Origin of the sequence: Antarctobacter sp. (assembly GCF_048262615.1) — a bacterium.
Taxonomy (GTDB): Bacteria; Pseudomonadota; Alphaproteobacteria; order Rhodobacterales; family Rhodobacteraceae; genus Antarctobacter.
Genome location: NZ_JBLXFB010000011.1, coordinates 143,659 through 160,434 on the forward strand (window position 1 = coordinate 143,659; position 16,776 = coordinate 160,434).

Consider the following 16,776-nt stretch of genomic DNA (forward strand, 5'->3'; position numbering starts at 1 on the left):
TTACCAATAACGGACAGTAAACTGGAGGATTCCCCATGGCACGTGTAGCACTCGTCACCGGCGGCAGCCGAGGCATCGGCGAAGCCATTTCCAAGGCGCTCAAGGCCGAAGGCTATGAGGTCGCCGCGACCTACGCCGGCAACGACGAGAAGGCCGCAGCCTTCACCGAAGCCACCGGCATCAAGACCTACAAATGGAACGTCGCCGACTATGACGCCTCGAAAGCGGGTATCGCTCAGGTCGAGGCCGATCTTGGTCCGATCGACGTGGTTGTCGCCAACGCGGGCATCACCCGCGATGCGCCGTTCCACAAGATGACCCCGGAGCAGTGGAAAGAGGTGATCGACACCAACCTCACCGGCGTCTTCAACACCGTGCACCCGGTCTGGCCCGGCATGCGTGAGCGCAAGTTCGGGCGCATCATCGTGATCTCGTCGATCAACGGTCAGAAAGGCCAGTTCGCGCAGGTGAACTATGCCGCGACCAAGGCGGGCGATCTGGGCATCGTCAAGTCGCTGGCTCAGGAAGGCGCGCGCGCCGGGATCACCGCAAACGCGATCTGCCCCGGCTACATCGCCACCGAAATGGTCATGGCGATCCCCGAAAAGGTGCGCGATTCCATCGTGGCTGGCATCCCCGCCGGTCGTCTGGGTGAGCCGTCGGAAATCGCGCGTTGCGTGACCTTCCTTGCCTCCGATGACGCCGGTTTCATCAACGGCTCGACCATCTCGGCCAACGGCGCGCAATTCTTCGTCTGACGCGCCCCCCGATCAGGAAGAGGAAAGCGCCCCGTTAGGGGCGCTTTTCAGTTTCGGAACCGATGACATGTGCTAGGCTCGGCTGAAATGTCGGAGGCACTTTGCAATGTCATCCCCTTGGGCCGCGCTTGCGATCCTGTTCACCGCCCGATTGTCCATGGCGTTTCAGTATCAGGTCGTCGCGGCACTCGGCCCGCTATTGATGGACCGCCACGGTGCAGATCTGGCGGACCTCGGCGTGCTGATCTCACTCTACCTTTTGCCCGGTCTGATCTTTGCCCTGCCCGGCGGCGGCATTGCGCGGCGCTTTGGCGACCGGCGCGTGGTGGTTGGCGGGCTGGTCATCATGGTCCTTGGCGGGGCGATCATGTGGCAGGGACAGGGCTGGACGCTGCAAATTGTCGGGCGGCTGCTGGCGGGAACCGGAGGCGTCCTGCTCAACGTTGTCATGACAAAAATGGTGGCCGACTGGTTCGCAGGACGCAATACCGCCACCGCCATGGGGATATTTGTCAATTCATGGCCTGCCGGGATCGCACTGGCCCTGCTGGTCCTGCCGCTGATCGCAGGATCGGCCGGCTTGGGTGCCGCGCTGTTGTTTTCGCTGGCGCTGACCCTTGGCGGTCTCCTGCTGATGATGTTTGTGTACCGCGATCCGCCCGAAACCGGCGCTGGCCCCTCACGGGGCGGCTGGCCGCAGGGTGCCGCGATGAAAGGCATCTTGACCGCTGGCACTGTCTGGGGATTTTACAACGGCGCGCTGGCGATGGTGTTCGCCTTCGGTCCATCGGTGCTGGTCGAACGCGGCGCGGCGCTGGTTCAGGCCAGCGGCACAAGTTCACTGGTGCTCTGGCTGGCCGTGCTTACGGTCCCGGCAGGCGGCTTGATCGGCGATCGCATAGGCCGTCCGGATGCCGTGTTGCTGGTTGGTCTGGCGGGGTTTGCCGCGAGCTTTGCGCTGGCCCTGTTTACGCCCAGCCTCGCCGTGTTCATCCTGATGGGCGTGTTTTGCGGCTTGCCCGCAGGACCGATCATGGCGTTGCCTGCGCGGGTGCTCTTGCCTGAAACCCGCGCTTTCGGGATGGGGGTGTTCTTTACCCTTTACTATTTGTGGATGGCCGTGCTGCCGGCCTGTGCCGGCTTGTTGTCCGACATGGCGGGCACGGCAAGCGTGGCCTTTGTCTTTGGCATCCTGCTGCTTGCGCTGACCGCCTTTGGCACCGTCGCTTTGCGCGCCAATCGCCTTGAACCGGCCTGACCCCCGCGCCAAAATGAGAAACGCCCCCGGAGCCAGACGGTTCGGAGGCGTTTCCTCGCTCGGACAAACCGGCGGGCCAGGGAGTGACGGCCTGCGGTCAGCGGTGCCGGGCGAAAACAGCGTTCCAAAGATCGGCCACCAAAGCCCCGCGCGCGGCATGGGCGGCCAGAATGGCTTTTTGGTGACGAGTGTCGGTGGCGGATTCGAACATGGCGGACCTCATAAGGTAAACATCGCTTGACGCCCTCGGAAACTAACCCTTGCCCGGACAGCGAACAAACGAGACTTCCCAAGCCTTCAGTTAAGTTATACTTGTCTGGTATGAGCGACCGCCTGCCCCCTCTGACGGCCCTGCGCGCCTTTGAGGCCGCCGCGCGCCACCTGTCCTTTGCCAAGGCCGCGGCAGAGCTGAACGTGACCCCGGCGGCCCTGTCCTTCCAGATCAAGAACCTTGAGGATCATCTGGGCACGCCGCTGTTCCACCGCCTGAACCGCGCCGTCGACCTGACAGAGGCCGGGCGCATTCTTTCGCCCGGTGCCACACAGGGGTTTGAACAGTTGACCGCCGCGTGGCGGGCCGCCCGGCGGCTTCAGAATACCCGCCTGCTGACCGTGACCGCAGGCCCCGCGTTTACCGCCAAATGCCTTGCACCACGGCTGTACGGCTTTGCCCATGCCCACCCCGAGATCGAACTGCGGTTTGTGGCCGGGCTGCGCATGATGGATTTCAACCGCGACGAAGTCGACGTTGCGATCCGGTATGGCTATGGCACGGACGAGGGTCTGGTCAGCGCCCATCTGGTGGATGAGGGCATCTTGCCGATGATGCGGCCCGACCTTGCAGCGCGGTATCCGACCCCGGAAAGCCTGCTGGACGCGCCGCTTTTGCAGGACGCATCACATGATTTTCTGGATCCGCCAGCTGGCTGGGCACAATGGTTTCGCGCCAGCGGCATAGACCATACGCCCACCCCGGCGGCGCGGTTTTCACAGGCCGACCATGCGCTTGATGCCAGTCTGGCAGGCAGCGGCGTTGTGCTGTCGCGCACTTCTCTGGCACAGCAATATCTTGCCTCAGGACAGTTGGTTGCGCCCTATGAGGTGGCGCTGACAACGGCAGCGCGGTTCCGCTTTATCTGTGCCAAAGGCACCGAGGCGCGGCCCCAGATCACCGCGTTCCGTGAGTGGCTGTTTTCTGAGGTAAGACGTTTGCCCACCGGTATCGAGGGCAAGACTCTGGTTTCGATCGAGGACTTGCCCTGATTGTTTTCCCACGGATCGTCAGGCAACCCGCAGCATCAGGACAAGCCCCGAAATGACGTGGTTACATCACCGCTTCCGGTGCGAGCCGAGTGATTTCTTCCTTGATCCTCAATTTCTGTTTTTTCAGGTCCGCGATGTGCAGGTCATCAGTTCCGGGGGCGCGTTGGGCTTTTTCGACGGCCTCCGAAAGGGCAACATGCTTCCTCTTCAGTTCCTGCAAGTGCGAACTCAAGCTCATGGGATCCTCCTTTTGAACAGTTGGATCTTCAGTGCATCACAGTTTTTCATCCAAGTCACGCTGCGAGCGCAGCATGATTTCACAAAAATATATCTCGGATTGTTCTCAGACACGGCCTGCCGGAAATTCCAGCGCCGCGCCCTGCATCATGACCTGTTCAAAGCGGTCCGTGTACCGGCTGCCCGGTTCCTCATGACGCGGGCCCTTGTGAATCACCTGACCTGCGTGAAAGCGAAACGATGCGCGCCCTTCCTTGCGGCCCCGGACAAGGATCAACCGAGGCGGCCGCCCCTCTCTGGGCAGTAAAGGCAGCAATTCCAGCGCGCCAAGGCAGCCCGACATGGCGGACAAAAGCTCGGGCAGGCGTTCGGCTCGCTGAATGAAGGTGGCGTAGCCACGCGGCTTCAGCCTCTTGGACGCGCAAGTCACCCACTCCGCCAGCGGGGTCGCTCCGGCAAGCGCGATCTCGCGATCCCCGCCGTCGGCGACGATACGCTTACCCGCCTCGAAATAAGGGGGGTTGGCAAAAACATGATCAAAGCTTTGTAGTTTCATCTCGGGCGGAGGGCTGCCAAGGTCGCCCGTCCAGATGATGCCGTCCAGACCGTTGTGCGCAAGGTTACGCCGGGCCAGATCGGCATAGCCCGGCTGCAATTCCAACCCGGACAGGCGCAGGCCGGGCACCCGCACGCCCAGACAGCACAGGCCGGGCGCGGCACCACAACCCAGTTCCAGCACGCTTTGCCCCGGCAGAGCCGCGACAGCCGCCGCCAGCAGGACCGGGTCGGTGCCCGCACGGTATCCGTGGGCAGGTTGCAACAGCCGTACGCGCCCGCCCAGCATCGCGTCTTCGGTCAACGCGTCCGGGGGAAAGGCCTCATCCCTCAAATCGCACCCCGGCCTCGCGCAGGATTCGACGCGCATCGTCAATCTGGTCGGCGCGCACCATCAGGCGGCGCGGCAGAATGCCTATGGACCCTTCGAGAACGCTCATGTTTACGTCCAATTCAAAGCTGTCTATACCCTCCCCGTTCAGAAGGGTTGTGACCAGCGGGATCAAAGTGATGTCGTTCGTGCGCAAGAGCTCTTCCATGAGGGCGATGTAAGGACAAGGCACCACATTTGTCGAGCCTTGCACGGGAGTTTGATGAGCTTGGACGAAGGCATGCAGAAACCGCATGAACGCCTCGCGGCCCTGCTGGGCGGCGATCTCGATCTGGTGAATGTGCTGATCCGTGAGCGGATGGCCTCGGAACACGCGCCGCGCATCCCCGAGGTGACGGCGCATCTGGTCGAGGCCGGGGGCAAGCGGCTGCGGCCGCTGCTGACCTTGGCGACGGCGCGGATGTGCGGCTACGAAGGCCCCTACCACATCCATCTGGCGGCGACGGTGGAGTTCATCCACACCGCGACCCTGCTGCATGACGATGTGGTGGACGAGAGCAAGAAGCGGCGCGGGCGGCCCACGGCGAACCTGCTGTGGGATAATAAATCCAGCGTGCTGGTCGGCGATTACCTGTTCGCGCGGTCGTTCCAGTTGATGACCGAGACGGGCAACCTGCGGGTGCTGCGCATCCTCAGCGACGCGGCGGCGACCATCGCCGAGGGTGAGGTGCTGCAACTGACCGCGGCGCAGGATCTGACGACCACAGAGGCGATCTATCTTCAGGTGGTGCGGGGCAAGACGGCGGCGCTGTTTTCCGCCGCGACCGAGGTGGGCGGCGTGATCGCGGGCCGACCCGAGGAAGAGGTTCAGGCGCTGTTCGCTTATGGCGACGCGCTGGGGATCGCCTTTCAGATCGTGGACGACCTGCTGGATTATTGGGGATCGGACGCGACGGGCAAGAACGTGGGCGATGATTTCCGCGAGCGAAAGCTGACGCTGCCCCTGATCAAGGCCTTTGCGGCTGCCGATGAAGAAGAGCGCGCCTTTTGGAAGCGGGTCATCGAGAAGGGCGACCAGCGCGAGGGTGACCTTGAGCAGGCCATCGCCCTGCTCAATCGGCATGGCGCGCTGGAGGCGACGCGGCAAGAGGCGCTGGCCTGGGCGGGCAAGGCGAAGGCGGCGATGGAAAGCCTGCCGCAGAGCGAATTGCGGGACCTTTTGATCGATCTCAATGACTATGTGGTGAGCCGGGTGAGCTGATCCGAAATCGGGCTGTCCACGCGTGGACAGCCCAGCGGCCACGAAAAATCAAGGACTTACAGAGACGGTTTTACCTTTCGTTAGGAAAGGTCGGACCTGTTGGGCGGCGGTAAGCCGGGCTTAAGCCCGGCCTACGGCACCCGTTCAGGACAGCACGGTCGCGGCCACCCACCACTGTGGGATGGCCGCTTGCAGGTCGCGGGCCATGGCCTCTGTCGGGGTGTCGGGCTCAAACAGCGCAAAGCAGGTCGCGCCGGAGCCGGACATGCGCACCAGCCGCGCCCCCTTCAGCGAGGACAGCGCGCCCAAGACCTGCCCGATCTCAGGGCGCAGTGCCGCCGCAGGGGGTTCCAGATCGTTGCGTTGCTGCGCCAGCCAGTCCAGCACCTGACCCGCCTGCGCGCCGGTGTCCGGCAGCGGGGCCATCGGCGCGTTGTCGCGCCGGGCCAGCGCCTTGAACACCGACGGGGTCGCAACCTCGACCCGTGGATTGACCAGAATGGCGCGGAGCGGCGGCATCGTCAGCGGCGTGACCGCCTCTCCGATGCCCCCCATGCGGGCCGCGCGCGCCAGCATGCAGACCGGCACATCGGCCCCCAGTGTCAGCGGATCGACTCCGGACGGACGCCCAAAAAGCCGTTCCATCGCGCGCAGCACCGCCGCGGCATCGGACGAGCCGCCGCCGATCCCCGCCGCTGCGGGCAGGTGTTTGTCGAGGGTTATGGCCACGGGCGCGCCAAAGGCCTGCGCCGCGCGCCAGCACAGATTGCGCGCATCCTCTGGCACCCCCGCCGCCATCGGGCCGGTGACGGTCAGCGACATCCGCTCGGCGCGGGCCACGGTCACGCGGTCGCCCACGTCGGCGAACATCACCAGACTGTCGAGCAGGTGATAGCCATCGGCCCGTTGCCCGGTGACATGCAGCGTCAGGTTGACCTTGGCAGGAGCGAAAGCCTCACTCGCCGCCGTTGTCATCCGCAACCTGCAACGGCGGTGCGCCTTCTTCGGCCAGAACCACGTCCAGACCGACCTCTATCTTGCGCTTGATCCGCACCGGGTCCGCCTCTTCGGCGGCGTCTTCCCAGTCGACGAAGGACAGCGCGCGTTTCCACATGAATTCCGCCTCACGCGCCCGCCCGACGGCCCAGTAGACATCGCCAAGGTGATCGTTGACGATCGGGTCGATGGGCATCAGTTCGGCGGCGTGTTCCATATGCGGCACCGCCTCTTCGTAGCGGCCCAGCCGGTAGAGCACCCAGCCAAGGCTGTCGACGATGTAGCCCGCGTTGGGCCGCGCCGCGACGGCGCGTTCGATCATCGAAAGCGCCTCATCCAGCTTGATCTGCTTTTCGACCAGCGAATAGCCGAGGTAGTTCAGCACCTGAGGCTGGTCCGGGTTCAGTTCCAGCGCCTTGCGGAAATCGGCCTCTGCCGCCTCCCACAGGCCCTCGCGCTCGTTGGAAATGGCGCGGGCGTAGAACAGGAACCAATGGCGCTGGGTCACTTCGGCGACCTTGTCCAGACCTGTGGTATAGGCGTCGATCGCTTCGGGATAACGTTCTTCCTGACGCAGGAAATCGCCCAGCGTGGTGTAGACCACCGACATGTTGCCATGGGTTTCGGTCAACGCTTCGAGGACGGCAATCGCCTCTGCCATGCGGTCGTCCGAGCGCAGCGCCTCTGCCCGGCCCAGTTCAGCGGCGTGAAAGGCGGGATGGTCGGCGGGCACACGGCCATAGGTTTCGACGGCCAGATCGTACTGGCCGATCTGGGTCAGCACCTCTGCCGACAGCAGGATCGCGTCGATATGGTCCGGGCGCAGGTATTCGGCCAGCCGCGTGTACAGCAGCGTGAGGTCCTGATTGTCCTCCGCCGCCAGCGCCCCGGCGAGGGTATAGAACACCTCTGCGATGCCATCGCGCGGCGAGGTGACATGGGTGAAGGGCACGGTCTCATTGCCTTGCAGGCGGTTGCGCAGGTCTTCGAGACCGGGGTCAAGGTCGCTGCCAAAGGATTTGGTCAGCAGGTCGATAGCCTCGCCGTTGCGGTCAAGCTGGCTGAGGATTTCGGCGCGCGCCATGACGCCCCGGCGGGTCGATCCCATGCCGGCGCCCAGCTTGCTGCTCAGCAGGTCATCGGCGCTTTCGAAATCGCCGACCGAGGCCAGTGCAAATGCCTTGTGATAGGCGGCAAAGGGGCCGAGGCCCTGAATGCCCGCCACCTGATCGAAGGTGACAAGCGCATTGGTCATGTCGCCCTGCCCCAGTTGCGCCCATGCCTTGATCAGGCCATCGGCCAGCGGCCCCAGCCCGCGCTTGTCCTCAATCGCCTTGAGGATCGGGGCGAAGGCCTCGGCGTGGGCATCGCGCGCCACAATCGCCATCTGGGCGATCTGGCTGGCAAAGCCCTCTTGCGCCAGACGGTCGGCGTAGGTGGAGGCGCGGTCGACCTCGCCCAGCGAGATATTGGACAGAACAGCGCGTTCCAGCAGTTCCGGGCGGCCCGGATCGCGGGCCAGCGCCTTGCTGTAGAAATGCGCGGCGGATTTGTAGTCGCCCAGAAAGCTGGCCTGCCGTGCGGCGAGGTAGTCACCCGCAAAGCCATTTGCCGAAGCCAGGGTCGGCAGGGTCAACGCCGCTGCCAGCAGGCCTGCGCGCACCGTCTGTGTCCAAGCTGTCAAAGTGCCGATCTCCTCAATCGCGATTTAAGAAGAACGTAGAACGCATGAACAGGCAAGGCAATCACGACAAGCACGCAGATGCCGACGCGCCATCACCTCCTTGTGAGGGTGCCCGGCGCGCGGGCGCCGGGCGGTCGTGGTCACATGTTGGGGTAGTTCGGCCCGTCGCCGCCCTGCGGCACCGTCCAGTTGATGTTCTGGCTGGGGTCCTTGATGTCGCAGGTCTTGCAGTGGACGCAGTTCTGAAAGTTGATCACGAACTTTGGCTGGCCTTCGTCCTCGACCACCTCATACACGCCCGCCGGGCAGTAGCGCTGCGCCGGTTCGTCGTATTTCGGCAGGTTGATCGAGGTCGGCACATGCGGGTCTTTCAGGTGCAGGTGCGCGGGCTGGCTTTCCTCATGGTTGGTAAAGCTGAAGGCCACGTTGGTCAGCCGGTCAAAGCTGAGCTTGCCATCGGGTTTGGGGTAGTCGATGGGGGCGAATTTCTGCGCGATGCCGGTGGCCTCGGCGTCGGTCTTGCCGTGTTTGACGGTGCCGAACAGCGACAGGCCCAGCAGCGAGTTGGTCCACATGTCCATGCCGCCCAAGGCAAGGCTGGCGGTGAGGCCGTATTTCGACCACAGCGGCTTGACGTTGCGGACCTTGTGCAGGTCCTTGCCGATTGGCCCCTCGCGCACCTCTGCCTCATAATCGGGCAGTTCGTCCGAGGCGCGGCCGTCCTTGATCGCAGCAAAGGCCGCCTCTGCCGCGGCCTTGCCGGACAGCATGGCGTTGTGGTTGCCCTTGATGCGCGGGACGTTGACCATGCCCACCGAACAGCCCAGCAGGGCGACGCCGGGCGCGACCATCTTGGGCATCGACTGATAGCCACCTTCGCTGATCGCGCGGGCACCGTAAGCGACACGTTTGCCGCCTTTCAGCAGCTCGGCCACCATCGGGTGATGTTTGAAGCGCTGGAACTCCATGTAGGGATACAGGTGCGGGTTCTCGTAGTTCAGGTGCACGACAAAGCCGACGTAAACCTGATTGTTCTCGATGTGATAGATGAACGAGCCACCCCCCGCGTTACCGCCCAGCGGCCAGCCCATGGTGTGGGTGACAGAGCCCTCTTTGTGCTTGGCCGGGTCGATCTCCCAGATCTCTTTCATGCCAAGGCCGAATTTCTGCGGTTCCTTGTCTTTCGAAAGATCGTATTTGGCGATGACCTCCTTGGACAGCGACCCGCGCACGCCCTCGGCAAGGAAGACGTATTTGCCCAGCAGTTCCATGCCCGGCTCATAGCTGGGTCCGTGGCTGCCGTCGGGGTTCTTGCCGAACTCACCGGCAACAACGCCGCGCACCTCGCCATTGTCGCCGTAGACCAGTTCCGAACAAGCCATGCCGGGGAAAATCTCGACCCCCAGCGCCTCGGCGTGTTCGGCCATCCAGCGGCAGACGTTGCCCATCGACACGATATAGTTGCCGTGGTTGTTCATCAGCGGCGGCATCGGCCAGTTGGGGATGCGCAGCTGACCGGCCTCGCCCAGCATGTAAAAGTTGTCTTCGGTCACCGGCGTGTCGAGCGGCGCGCCCAGCTCTTTCCAGTCGGGGATCAGCGCGTCCAGACCGCAGGGGTCCAGCACCGCACCGGACAGGATATGCGCGCCCACCTCAGAGCCTTTTTCCAGCAGGACAACATTGAGGTCCGCGTCGAGTTGCTTCAGCCGGATCGCGGCGGACAGCCCAGCCGGGCCACCCCCCACGATGACGACATCATATTCCATGGATTCGCGCTGCGCGTCGGACATTCCGGCTCCTCCCACAGGGGCAAAGAAATAATGTTTCGCGACTGAGTAGCGCGGCAGTGCAGCACGGGTCAATCACGACACGGCGTCGCGGGGACGGATTCCGACCTGTCCGGCGCAACAAAAGGCCCCCGGAAAAGAATCCCCCCGGACGCCCACCGTCCCTCCCGCGCGCCTTGCGCGGTCAGAAAACCGGCATGATCTCGATCTTACCGCGAGTCGGACCGACCTTGAGCAGGCGATAGGCATTGGTGCCGAAATAGAGCGTGCCATCAGGGGCTTCGGTCATGGCGGTGATCCATTCCGCAGGCCCGCCACGCAGCCGGTCGCCTTTCAAAAGCCCCTCGGCCCCCTCGCCGTTGACCGGCACAAAGCGCAGCTCGACGCCTTTGGACAGGATATAGCTTTTGCCTATTGCGTCGATTGCGGCGTGGTTGAAGTAATCCTCACCCAGATCAATCAGTTCGCCCGCGCCATCCGGCCCCAGCAACATCGAATCCAGATTGGTCCGCAGCACCATCATCTTGCCATCGTCCAGACGCACCGCCTTGGGGTAGGAGACACGATAGCCGGTCTCTGCCATCTCAAAGCTGCCCGCCACAAGATCCACCGACACGACATGGCTGACGTACCCATCGGTCTTTTGCTTGAAATCGGCCTTCTGCAACTTGGTCAGGTCGGCGGGTTCGTCCTGTTTCTGCTCTGCGTCGGTCTTGGTATAGCCGGTCAGGATCAGCGCCTTGCCCGCCCCCGGTTCCAGCGCGATCAGGTCCGCCTTGATCTTGCCCATGGCCACCCGCGCCAGTTGCTCGCCCGTCGAGGCCTGCAACAAACGCACCGAATCGTCCTTGAAATGCTTGTCGAGCGCGGCAATCGCCCGCGACTGCGCGTCATAGACCATGTCATCGACATCGGGCACCTGCCATGCCTCGACCATCCCGTCGACCTTGTAGGCGGTCAGAACATCCGCATCGTCGCGGAAAAAGACCAACTCGCCGATGGCCCCGTGCACGATCTGGCGCACCAGGTGCGGCACGTAACGACGCCCGGTCACCTCCATCGACTCGGCGGAGATGGTGTAGACGGTGCGGTTGGAGCCGCCGACAAGCACGGTCTTGCCATCGGGCGATACGCTGATGGTCTCAATGGTCTGGGCGTGGACGGCACCGGCAGAAAACCCGGTCAGCGCCAACGCGGCGGCAAATGCAAAAAAGCAACGCATGACAAAATCCTGTTGTTATACAAGTGTCCGACAGAGTACCCGCAGTCCCCGGAATGTCAAAGTCGTGGGCTGTCGGTAATTTCCCGCTGGTCTGGCGCGCGGCTTGGCTTTACATCGACGAGCCACGCGACGACACTTCCGAAACACCCGCTGACAAGGCAAAGACGATCCGAATATGGACAAGTTCCCGATGACCCGCGCGGGTTACACCGCGCTTGAGACCGAATTGAAACAGCTCAAGTCCGTTGAGCGTCCCGCCATCATTCAGGCGATCGCGGAGGCGCGCGAACTGGGTGACCTGAAGGAAAACGCCGAATACCACTCGGCGCGCGAAAAGCAGGGATTCATCGAGGGCCGCATCAAGGAGCTTGAAGGCGCCATCGGTCTGGCCGAGGTGATCGACCCCAAGACCCTGTCCGGCTCGATCAAGTTCGGCGCCACCGTGACGCTGGTGGATGAGGACACCGACGAGGAAAAGACCTGGCAGATTGTCGGCCAGCACGAGGCCAGCGTCGAAAAGGGTCTGCTGAACATCAAGTCCCCCATTGCGCGCGCGCTGATCGGCAAGGAAGAAGGCGACAGCGTCGAGGTGAACACTCCCGGCGGCTCCAAGTCCTATGAAATCCTGAGCATCGCCTACAAGTAAGGCTTTCCCAATGAGCGACCCCAAGGACGCCCGCCCGACGCTGCCCGGCCTCTACGCGCGCGGCGAGGCCGAAGGGGTCACAGGCACAGAGATCGCCGCCATGGTGGTGAGCGTGGTCTGGGTCTGCCTCTCGGGCTGGTATTTCCTCAATGTCCCGACGGCCGAAAGCGGCGCGCTGCGGTTCCTGCTGGCGGTCATGGTGATTGTCATGCCGGTGGCGATGATCTGGGTGGCGGCGCTGGCGATCCGCGCGGCGCGGGTCATGCGCGCGGAAAGCGCCCGGCTGCAAGCGGCCATCGACGCGATCCGGCAGGCCTATGTAGCGCAGGCCCAAAGCGGCAAGGGCCAGCCGCCGCACCCCGCCCTGGTCAAGCGGCTGGACGACATCGCCGGCGCGCAGAAGAACCTTGAAGGCACGCTGGCCATGCTGGGCGGCATCCGGCAGGCGGGCGGCGCCACCGGCGCCCTGCCCGCCCCCGACAGGCCCGATGGCGACCACCAGCCGACGCTGTCGCTGGGCACGCCCGCCGAGGCGTTGCAGCCGCCGCTGCCCAACGAGGACTATATCCGCGCGCTGCATTTCCCGGAAACCGCCGAGGACGAGGCCGGCTTTGCCGCGCTGCGCCGCGCACTGAAGGACCGGGGCACCGCCAAGCTGATTCAGGCGGCGCAGGACGTGCTGACCCTGATGAGTCAGGACGGCATCTATATGGACGATCTGCGCCCCGACATGGCCCGCCCCGAGACCTGGCGCGCATTTGCCAAGGGTGAACGCGGACGGGCGATTGCCGCTCTGGGCGGCATCCGCGACCGGTCCTCGCTGGCGCTGGCGGCGGGACGGATGCGCGAAGACCCGATTTTCCGCGACGCGGCGCACCACTTCCTGCGCCGATTCGACAACAGCTTTGCCGGGTTCGAGCCCGGAGCCACGGACGAGGATATCTCGGCCTTTGCGATGACACGCACCTCACGCGCGTTCATGCTGCTGGGCCGCGTGGCGGGCACGTTCGACTAGGGCGAGGGGATTCGCCGCGCCGGTCGCGCAAGAACAGAACTCTTTTTGGGGTATTTTTACAGAGAAGAAACCAGGGCGCGCGCCCCGTGTTTTATCGCGCCCAGTGTTTCTTCGCACCCTGTGTTTCTTCGCACCCTGTGTTTCTTCTCTGTGACAAATACCCAAGGCCGAGGCCGCAGGCCGAAGGGGGGCGTCAGAGGCCGAAGCTGCCGAAGGGGATGTAGCGCACCGGGGTGCCGGGGGTGATGGTCGCGGCCCCGTCGGGCAGGTCGACCAGTCCTTCGGCCCAGCTGAGGCCCGAGATGCGGCCTGAGCCTTCGGATCTGAACACCTCGGCGCGGCCCTCGCGGATGCGGGCGCGCAGGTATTCGCGGCGGCCCGGTTTCTTGTTTTTGGCAAAGGCGGCGGGAACGTCAAAGCCTGTGGGCTCGGACCAGTCGGCCCCGGCCAGCAGGCGCAGGGCGGGGCGGGCAAAGACCAGCGCGCAGACAAAGGCCGCGACCGGATTGCCGGGCAGGCCGAACACCGGTTTGCCCTGCCACATGCCCAGCGCCAGCGGGCGGCCCGGTTTCAGCGCGATGCGCCAGGCGTTCAGCGCGCCGCTTTCGCGCAGCAGGGCCGAGACGTGATCCTCATCCCCCGCCGAGGCCCCGCCCGAGGTCAGGATCGCGTCGGCATCGGCGCTGTCCAGCCGCGCGCGCAGGGTGGCGCGGTTGTCGGGGACGTGGCCCAGATCGACCGGGACATGGCCGAACCGCGCGATCAGGCTGAGCAGCATGGGCCGGTTGGCGTCAAAGATCTGCCCCGGCGCGGCGGGGCTGCCTGCGGGCACGACCTCATCGCCGGTGGACAGCACGCCGACCCGCAAGGGCACGTGCACAGGCAGGTCTGACAGGCCGGTGGCGGCGGCCAGCGCGAGATCGGCAGGCGTAAGGACACGGCCCCGGCGCAGGATCGGCGCGCCTGTGGTCACATCCTCGCCTGCGCGGCGGGTGTTGGCACCGGCTTTGACCGGGCCGCGAAAGGCCACCTGCCCCGCGTCGGTGGCGCAATCCTCATCCAGCACAACCGTATCGACGCCCTGCGGCAGGGTGGCGCCTGTCAACATGCGGATGGCATAGCCGGGGGGAACCTCGCCGGGGTAGGCAAGGCCGGCGGCGGCGCGGCCCGCCACCAGCGGCAAGGCAATTTCATCCTGACCCGCAATGGTTTCGGCGGCAAAGCCATAGCCGTCCACAGCGGTATTGGGCAGCGGCGGGTTGGCCCGCCGCGCGCTCAGCTCTTCGGCCAGCACCCGGCCCGAGGCCTGCATCAGCGGCACGGTTTCGCGCGCCACAACCGGGTGCAGGCGGTCGCGGAGCAGCGCCAGCGCCTGATCCACCGGGGTCCAGTTGACCCCCGGCGGCAGCGCGAAACAATCGTTGGTCAGGGGCGGTGGTTTCAGCGACATGGCGCCCTCACGTTGCAACAATTCCTGTTCAAAGCCGTGGCCGAGTATCCAGCCCTCTTCCGGGGCGTCGACCTGTAACATGGCGGTCAGACGGTCGGGCGCAAGCCCGGCCAGCGCACGCGCGACCAACCGCACCTGAACGGCGTCGCGAATATCATCGGGACCGGTCGCCGCCCTGACGGTGGCATTGATCAGCGACGGCCAGATTTCGACAAAGGCGATGGGGCGGTCCAGCGGTTCAAACGGCCAGACAGCCACTTGATCCGCGAAGCGGTGCCGCAACCGCTCCAGCACCGGCAGGCCCATCAGCACCTGCGATCCGACCGCACCCGCGCCGGACAGTTGCCAGCAGGTAAAGGCCCCCTTGGCACGGGTTTCGATCTCTCGGCGGTCGGGGAACGGATTGCGATAGCCCGCCTTGGTGCGCGGCAGGCCCGCGATGTCGCGCCGCAAGCCGTTGCCCCAGAACGGCCCCTGCCCCTGTGTCAGGTGCTGGTTGATCCCGGCGGCCACGTCAAAGCGGTTATTCTCCCGAGGCGCATCCGTGATCCGCGCGGCCAGCCAGCCCCAGACCGCAAAGGGATCAGCGCGGCCGGTCAGTGCGGCGGCAAAGCCCGTCGGATAGCCAAAGGGAAAGTCGAACCCGATGCACAGGCGTTCCCCCGCCGTCAGCGCCGCCTCAATCCGTATCGTCAGCGTCTGTTCTGCGACGGTGCGGTTGCGCTGGTAGAGCGGGGCGGCGTCGCCCTGAGGGCCGCTTTCCCCGATCCAGATGGCGTCTTTGCGCGGGCGCGCCCCGGCGTCATTGCCGCCCGACCAATCGACCATGAGAAAGCGGTCAAAGTGGCTCATTCCGCGGCCTTTGCCAGACCGACCTCCGACAGGATGAAATCGGCGATGGCGACGGTGTCGTTCAGATCGAACACCGGGCGGTCGAGGTCCAGCGGCACGTCAGAGGCCACGGCGCGAATGGTCGGATCCTCCGGCGCGATCAGCGTATTGCCGGTCTCGGCCCTGTGCGCCTCGACCTTGGGGTGGCGGTCGCGTTTGTAGCCCTCGACCAGCACCAAATCGACCGGGGCCAGCCGCGCCAGCAGCGAGTCCAGCGTCGGTTCCTCTGCGCCGCGCAGTTCGACCATATGCGCCACCCGATTGCGCGAGGCCAGCACCACCTCGGACGCGCCCGCCTGCCGGTGGCGATAGCTGTCTTTGCCGGGGTGATCGACGTCAAAGCTGTGGTGCGCGTGCTTGACGGTGCTGACGGTCAGGCCGCGTGTGGTGATCTCTGTCACCAGACGTTCCATCAGGCCGGTCTTGCCCGCGTTTTTCCAGCCCGTCACGCCGTAGAGCCTCATATCAGCGCCTCCGCCTGTGCCAGATCCTCTGGCGTGTTCACGTTGAAGAATGGGTCGAACGGAGTCGCGGGAAAGAGCGCCTCACGTCCACCATGCTGTTCGGTCCAGAGCACGACCTTTTTCAGGCCGCCCTGTAGCGCGGCGCGCAGGTCGTCGCGCAAGGCCACCGGCCAGAGGCCAAAGGTGGGATGGCGGATCAGGCCAGAGCGCGACTTGCTGCGGGTCTGGGCGTCGCCCTTGGTGGCGGCCAGCACCAGCGGATGTGCCTGCCCCTCAGAGGCCAGCAACAGCCGGGGCACCAGATCGCAGGGAAAAAACGGCGTGTCGGCGGCGACGCTGACCACGGTGTCGGCCCCCTGCTCTGCTGCCCAGTCCAGACCGGCCAGAACCCCGGCGAGTGGACCGGGATAGTCGGCGATGGAATCGGGGACAACCGGCAGGTCGTAGTCCTCAAAGCGCGCCGCATCGCCATTGGCATTCAGCGCGACCGCCGCCACCTGCGGCGACAGCCGGTCGATCACATGTGTCAGCAGCGTCTGACCGCCCAGCGGCAACAGCGCCTTGTCGCCGCCGCCCATACGTGAGGCCAGACCGCCCGCGAGGATCACTCCAACAGGCTGTTTCATTCGGGGGCCGCGCTTTTGCGGCGATGTTTGCGGTCTTCCTCGACCACGCTGTCGGGGTCGATGTCGCGCACAAGGCGGTCCGCGCCGGACAGGCAGGTGAACCGCTTGCCGCGCATCCGCCCGATGCAGGTCAGGCCGACCTGTCGGGCGATCTCGACGCCCCAAGCGGTAAAGCCAGAGCGCGACGCCAGCACCGGAATACCCATGAGCGCCGTCTTGATCACCATTTCCGAGGTCAGCCGCCCGGTGGTGTAGAGGATCTTGTCATGGGCGGGCACGCCTTCGCGGAACATCCAGCCGGCGATCTTGTCCACCGCGTTGTGGCGGCCCAC

17 protein-coding genes are annotated in these 16,776 nt (G+C 64.9%); 6 read left to right on the forward strand and 11 right to left on the reverse strand.

The window, feature by feature from the left end; genetic code table 11:
* Window positions 1-35 precede the first annotated feature (35 nt).
* The 3 genes from phbB to gcvA all read left to right on the forward strand — a co-directional run bounded on the left by phbB (window position 36) and on the right by gcvA (window position 3,279).
* Window positions 36-758 carry an acetoacetyl-CoA reductase gene (gene phbB / locus ACN0S5_RS13960; protein WP_323769473.1) on the forward strand — a complete coding sequence of 241 codons (723 nt, stop codon included), beginning with the start codon at window positions 36-38 and terminating at the stop codon, window positions 756-758.
* 106 nt (window positions 759-864) lie between these two features.
* Complete coding sequence (locus ACN0S5_RS13965; RefSeq protein WP_417209195.1) at window positions 865-2,016, forward strand: CynX/NimT family MFS transporter; 1,152 nt, start codon at window positions 865-867, stop codon at window positions 2,014-2,016.
* A 321-nt stretch (window positions 2,017-2,337) separates the two neighbouring features.
* Entirely contained in the window at window positions 2,338-3,279 is a 942-nt protein-coding gene (gcvA, locus tag ACN0S5_RS13970) for a transcriptional regulator GcvA (RefSeq protein WP_417209198.1), read from the forward strand.
* A gap of 61 nt (window positions 3,280-3,340) precedes the next feature.
* Here the strand turns inward: gcvA and ACN0S5_RS13975 are convergent, their stop codons facing one another.
* The 3 genes from ACN0S5_RS13975 to ACN0S5_RS13985 all read right to left on the reverse strand — a co-directional run bounded on the left by ACN0S5_RS13975 (window position 3,341) and on the right by ACN0S5_RS13985 (window position 4,610).
* Complete coding sequence (locus tag ACN0S5_RS13975; protein WP_323769471.1) at window positions 3,341-3,517, reverse strand: YdcH family protein; 177 nt, start codon at window positions 3,515-3,517, stop codon at window positions 3,341-3,343.
* Window positions 3,518-3,622: 105 nt separating this feature from the next.
* The gene (locus ACN0S5_RS13980; RefSeq protein ID WP_417209201.1) at window positions 3,623-4,405 is read right to left on the reverse strand and encodes a tRNA1(Val) (adenine(37)-N6)-methyltransferase; all 783 of its coding nucleotides are present in this window, start codon (window positions 4,403-4,405) and stop codon (window positions 3,623-3,625) included.
* On the reverse strand, window positions 4,395-4,610 hold the full coding sequence (locus ACN0S5_RS13985) for a DUF2007 domain-containing protein (RefSeq protein ID WP_417209243.1): 216 nt from the start codon (window positions 4,608-4,610) through the stop codon (window positions 4,395-4,397). Before ACN0S5_RS13985 ends, ACN0S5_RS13980 begins: the two co-directional genes overlap by 11 nt.
* A 54-nt stretch (window positions 4,611-4,664) precedes the next feature.
* Between ACN0S5_RS13985 and ACN0S5_RS13990 the strand changes: the two genes are divergently transcribed.
* Window positions 4,665-5,663, forward strand: a complete 999-nt coding sequence (locus ACN0S5_RS13990; protein WP_417209204.1) for a polyprenyl synthetase family protein — start codon at window positions 4,665-4,667, stop codon at window positions 5,661-5,663.
* A 144-nt stretch (window positions 5,664-5,807) separates the two neighbouring features.
* Here the strand turns inward: ACN0S5_RS13990 and ACN0S5_RS13995 are convergent, their stop codons facing one another.
* The 4 genes from ACN0S5_RS13995 to ACN0S5_RS14010 all read right to left on the reverse strand — a co-directional run bounded on the left by ACN0S5_RS13995 (window position 5,808) and on the right by ACN0S5_RS14010 (window position 11,352).
* Window positions 5,808-6,638 carry a 4-(cytidine 5'-diphospho)-2-C-methyl-D-erythritol kinase gene (locus ACN0S5_RS13995; protein WP_417209207.1) on the reverse strand — a complete coding sequence of 277 codons (831 nt, stop codon included), beginning with the start codon at window positions 6,636-6,638 and terminating at the stop codon, window positions 5,808-5,810.
* Window positions 6,619-8,343, reverse strand: coding sequence for a tetratricopeptide repeat protein (locus tag ACN0S5_RS14000; RefSeq protein WP_417209208.1), 1,725 nt, complete (start codon window positions 8,341-8,343; stop codon window positions 6,619-6,621). Before ACN0S5_RS14000 ends, ACN0S5_RS13995 begins: the two co-directional genes overlap by 20 nt.
* 140 nt (window positions 8,344-8,483) lie before the next feature.
* Window positions 8,484-10,133 carry an electron transfer flavoprotein-ubiquinone oxidoreductase gene (locus ACN0S5_RS14005; RefSeq protein WP_417209211.1) on the reverse strand — a complete coding sequence of 550 codons (1,650 nt, stop codon included), beginning with the start codon at window positions 10,131-10,133 and terminating at the stop codon, window positions 8,484-8,486.
* 181 nt (window positions 10,134-10,314) lie between these two features.
* Window positions 10,315-11,352, reverse strand: coding sequence for a hypothetical protein (locus ACN0S5_RS14010; RefSeq protein WP_417209214.1), 1,038 nt, complete (start codon window positions 11,350-11,352; stop codon window positions 10,315-10,317).
* A 175-nt stretch (window positions 11,353-11,527) separates the two neighbouring features.
* On the opposite strand from ACN0S5_RS14010, the gene greA reads away from it, so the two are divergent.
* Both greA and ACN0S5_RS14020 read left to right on the forward strand, forming a co-directional pair.
* Window positions 11,528-11,998: a transcription elongation factor GreA gene (greA, locus tag ACN0S5_RS14015; protein WP_417209215.1), complete on the forward strand. Its 471-nt coding sequence runs from the start codon at window positions 11,528-11,530 to the stop codon at window positions 11,996-11,998.
* A 10-nt stretch (window positions 11,999-12,008) separates the two neighbouring features.
* Window positions 12,009-13,013, forward strand: coding sequence for a hypothetical protein (locus ACN0S5_RS14020; protein ID WP_417209218.1), 1,005 nt, complete (start codon window positions 12,009-12,011; stop codon window positions 13,011-13,013).
* 193 nt (window positions 13,014-13,206) lie between these two features.
* On the opposite strand, the gene glp is transcribed toward ACN0S5_RS14020, so the two are convergent.
* The 4 genes from glp to ACN0S5_RS14040 form a co-directional block, all read right to left on the reverse strand.
* On the reverse strand, window positions 13,207-15,315 hold the full coding sequence (gene glp / locus ACN0S5_RS14025) for a gephyrin-like molybdotransferase Glp (RefSeq protein WP_417209219.1): 2,109 nt from the start codon (window positions 15,313-15,315) through the stop codon (window positions 13,207-13,209).
* The gene (mobB, locus tag ACN0S5_RS14030; RefSeq protein WP_417209222.1) at window positions 15,312-15,818 is read right to left on the reverse strand and encodes a molybdopterin-guanine dinucleotide biosynthesis protein B; all 507 of its coding nucleotides are present in this window, start codon (window positions 15,816-15,818) and stop codon (window positions 15,312-15,314) included. Before mobB ends, glp begins: the two co-directional genes overlap by 4 nt.
* A complete protein-coding gene (mobA, locus tag ACN0S5_RS14035) occupies window positions 15,815-16,444 on the reverse strand; it encodes a molybdenum cofactor guanylyltransferase MobA (protein WP_417209225.1) in 630 nt (209 codons plus the stop codon). Before mobA ends, mobB begins: the two co-directional genes overlap by 4 nt.
* The coding region (locus tag ACN0S5_RS14040) for a formate dehydrogenase accessory sulfurtransferase FdhD (RefSeq protein ID WP_417209227.1) at window positions 16,441-16,776 on the reverse strand (336 nt) is incomplete at its 5' end. The genes ACN0S5_RS14040 and mobA, both read right to left, overlap by 4 nt.

Bases quoted from the DNA above. Each gene is read 5' to 3' on its own strand.
- ACN0S5_RS13975 (WP_323769471.1), bottom strand. From the start codon at position 3,517: ATGAGCTTGAGTTCGCACTTGCAGGAACTGAAGAGGAAGCATGTTGCC.
- ACN0S5_RS14005 (WP_417209211.1), bottom strand. From the start codon at position 10,133: ATGTCCGACGCGCAGCGCGAATCCATGGAATATGATGTCGTCATCGTG.
- greA (WP_417209215.1), top strand. From the start codon at position 11,528: ATGGACAAGTTCCCGATGACCCGCGCGGGTTACACCGCGCTTGAGACC.
- ACN0S5_RS13985 (WP_417209243.1), bottom strand. From the start codon at position 4,610: ATGGAAGAGCTCTTGCGCACGAACGACATCACTTTGATCCCGCTGGTC.
- phbB (WP_323769473.1), top strand. From the start codon at position 36: ATGGCACGTGTAGCACTCGTCACCGGCGGCAGCCGAGGCATCGGCGAA.
- ACN0S5_RS13965 (WP_417209195.1), top strand. From the start codon at position 865: ATGTCATCCCCTTGGGCCGCGCTTGCGATCCTGTTCACCGCCCGATTG.
- glp (WP_417209219.1), bottom strand. From the start codon at position 15,315: ATGAGCCACTTTGACCGCTTTCTCATGGTCGATTGGTCGGGCGGCAAT.
- ACN0S5_RS14020 (WP_417209218.1), top strand. From the start codon at position 12,009: ATGAGCGACCCCAAGGACGCCCGCCCGACGCTGCCCGGCCTCTACGCG.
- ACN0S5_RS13990 (WP_417209204.1), top strand. From the start codon at position 4,665: ATGAGCTTGGACGAAGGCATGCAGAAACCGCATGAACGCCTCGCGGCC.
- mobA (WP_417209225.1), bottom strand. From the start codon at position 16,444: ATGAAACAGCCTGTTGGAGTGATCCTCGCGGGCGGTCTGGCCTCACGT.
- mobB (WP_417209222.1), bottom strand. From the start codon at position 15,818: ATGAGGCTCTACGGCGTGACGGGCTGGAAAAACGCGGGCAAGACCGGC.
- gcvA (WP_417209198.1), top strand. From the start codon at position 2,338: ATGAGCGACCGCCTGCCCCCTCTGACGGCCCTGCGCGCCTTTGAGGCC.
- ACN0S5_RS14010 (WP_417209214.1), bottom strand. From the start codon at position 11,352: ATGCGTTGCTTTTTTGCATTTGCCGCCGCGTTGGCGCTGACCGGGTTT.
- ACN0S5_RS13995 (WP_417209207.1), bottom strand. From the start codon at position 6,638: ATGACAACGGCGGCGAGTGAGGCTTTCGCTCCTGCCAAGGTCAACCTG.